The sequence below is a fragment of the Variovorax sp. OK212 genome (genome assembly GCF_900112425.1).
Taxonomy (GTDB): domain Bacteria; phylum Pseudomonadota; class Gammaproteobacteria; order Burkholderiales; family Burkholderiaceae_C; genus Variovorax.
This window is the reverse complement of record NZ_FOLP01000055.1, coordinates 1-2,691: the sequence shown is the minus strand read 5'-3', so window position 1 is coordinate 2,691 and position 2,691 is coordinate 1. Positions and strand designations below refer to the sequence as shown.

Below are 2,691 nucleotides of genomic sequence, written 5' to 3'. Positions count from 1 at the left end.
ATCGAAGCAGGCTTGCTGGCGCAGCCCGAAGTGCGAGAGGCGGTGGTGATCGCCAACGAGGGCCCGACGGGCACGCGGCTCGTGGGCTACGTGTCAGGGCAAGACCTCGACACGGCGGCACTGCGCGAACGCCTCGGCGAAGCGTTGCCCGACTACATGGTGCCGAGCGTGCTGGTGGTGCTCGATGCCCTGCCGCTGAACACGAACGGCAAGGTGGACCGCAAGGCGCTGCCCGCGCCGGAGTTCTCGGCGGGCAACGCATACGAAGCGCCGCAGGGAGAGACGGAAGAGAAGCTGGCCGCGATCTGGGCGGAGGTGCTGGGCGTGCAGCGCGTGGGGCGCCACGACAACTTCTTCGAACTCGGCGGCCACTCGCTGCTGTCCGCGCGGCTCGTGGCGCGCCTGCATGCCGCCATGCACAGCGAACTCACGATCCGCGACGTCTTCCAGCACCCGGCTCTGGCCGCCATGGCCGCCCGGATCGCCGAGGGCCTGCGGGGCAGTCCCGTGGACCAGGCCCTTTCAGAAATCGATTCGCTGATCGACAGCATGGAGACCGTTTGATGGAAAGCACCGCAACCCGTCGCATCGCCGAGCGCTTCTCCCGGTTGTCGACCGAGCAGCGCCGCGTGGTGTACGAGGGGATTCGTTCCAAGGGCCTGACGCTCGACCAGTTTCCCATCCTGCCGCGCGAAGACGCCGCGCAGGACCGCTGCCATGTGTCCTATGCGCAGCTGCGCCAGTGGTTCCTGTGGCAGCTGGACCCGCAGAGCACGGCCTACCACATCAGCGGTGCGCTCCGGCTCGTGGGCGCGCTCGACGTGGAGGCCGTGCGCGCGAGCTTCGCCGCGCTGGTGCGGCGCCACGCGTCGCTGCGGACGGTCTTCCGCGCCGTGGCCGACGGGTTGGTGGAGCAGGTGATCCGCGAGGCCGCCGAACCCGACTTCTCGTTGATCGACCTCAGCGGTGTGGCCTCGCTGCCTGAGCGGGAGGCCCTTGCGCAGCGGGAGAGCCGGCGCCTGAGCGAGACCCTGTTCGACCTTGGCGAGGGCCCGCTGCTGCGAACCGGCCTGATCCGGCTGTCGGCCGAGACGCATGTGCTGGTGGTCGTCATGCACCACATCGTGTCCGACGGCGGGTCGATGCAGATCATCGTGGACGAGTTCGTGGCGCAGTACGCCGCGCAGGTGCAGGGCACCGGCCCGGCGCTGGAACCCTTGCCGGTCCAGTATGCGGACTACGCCGTCTGGCAGCGCAACTGGCTCGAGGCGGGCGAGCGCGAGCGGCAGTTGGCGTACTGGAAGGCGCACCTCGGCGCCGAGCAGCCGGTGCTGCAGCTGCCGGTCGATCATGTGCGCGCACCGGGTGCGCGCCACCGCGCACGCTTGCACGGCACCGAGCTGCCCAAGGCGTTGGTGCAGGCCTTGCAGAGGCGGGCGCAGGACGAGAACGCGACCCTGTTCATGGTGCTGCTGGCGGGCTTCCAGGCGCTGCTGGCGCGCTACAGCGGCCAGCAGGACATCCGCATCGGCGTGCCGATCGCCAACCGCCATCGGCTGGAGACCGAAGGCGTGGTGGGTTTCTTCGTCAACACGCAGGTGCTGCGCGGCATCGTGCAGCACCGTTCGAGCCTCGCGCAGGTGCTGGCACAGGCGAGGGAAGCGGCGCTGGGCGCGCAGACCCACCAGGACCTGCCGTTCGAGCAACTGGTGGAGGCGCTGCAGCCCGAGCGCAGCCTTGGCGCCAACCCGCTGTTCCAGGTGATGTTCAACCACCAGCGCGGCGGTTTCGCCGGGCTGGAGGCGCTGCAGGGCCTGGCGCTGACACCTTACGACCTCGGCGAGCAAGCGGCCCAGTTCGACCTGATGCTGATCGCCGACGAAGCACCGGACGGCCGGGTGCATGCGAACTTCAGCTGCGCGGCGGAGCTGTTCGAGCCATCGACCATCGAACGCATGGCGCAGCACTACCAGGCGGTGCTGCAGGCCTTCGCGGACCGGCCCGAGCAGGCGGTCAGCGAGGTGGAGCTTCTGGGTGAGGCCGAGCGCGCACAGCTGCGGCAGTGGAGCGTGAACGGGCAGCGCCACGCGGGTGAGCAGCCGGTGCACCGGCTGATCGAGCAGCAGGTGCTGGCGCGGCCCGATGCGCCCGCGCTGTCCTTTGACGACCAGACCTTGAGCTACGGCGAACTCAATGCACGGGCGAACCGCCTGGCGCACCGACTGATCGCTCTGGGCGTGAAGCCCGAGAGCAAGGTCGGCATCGCGGCAGAACGTTCCGTCGAGATGGTCGTGGGCATCCTCGCGATCCTCAAGGCCGGGGGCGCGTATGTGCCGCTGGACCCGGAGTATCCGGCCGACCGCCTGGCCTACATGGTCGAGGACAGCGGCATCGCCTTGCTGCTCACGCAGAGCCACCTGCAGGTGCCGGGCACCGAGGCGTTGGAAGTTCTGGCACTGGACACGCTCGACCTTTCCGCTGAGTCGGAGGCCGACCCCGAACTCGACCTGCACGGCGAGCACCTCGCCTACGTGATCTACACCTCGGGCTCCACCGGCCGACCCAAGGGCACGGCGAACCGCCACCTTGCGCTGTACAACCGCCTGGCCTGGATGCAGGACGCCTACCGCCTCGACGGCTCGGATGCGGTGCTGCAGAAGACCCCGTTCAGCTTCGACGTCTCGGTGTGGG

At 69.2% G+C, this 2,691-nt stretch carries 2 protein-coding genes; both read left to right on the top strand.

The genetic code is table 11. The annotated features are described in order from the left end of the window. Positions 1–564 (top strand): phosphopantetheine-binding protein (locus tag BM004_RS40455; protein WP_256220324.1); only part of this gene is annotated, 564 nt, incomplete at its 5' end. Beyond that, on the top strand, positions 564–2,691 hold a 2,128-nt coding region (locus BM004_RS40450; protein ID WP_143072706.1), incomplete at its 3' end, for a condensation domain-containing protein. The genes BM004_RS40455 and BM004_RS40450, both read left to right, overlap by 1 nt.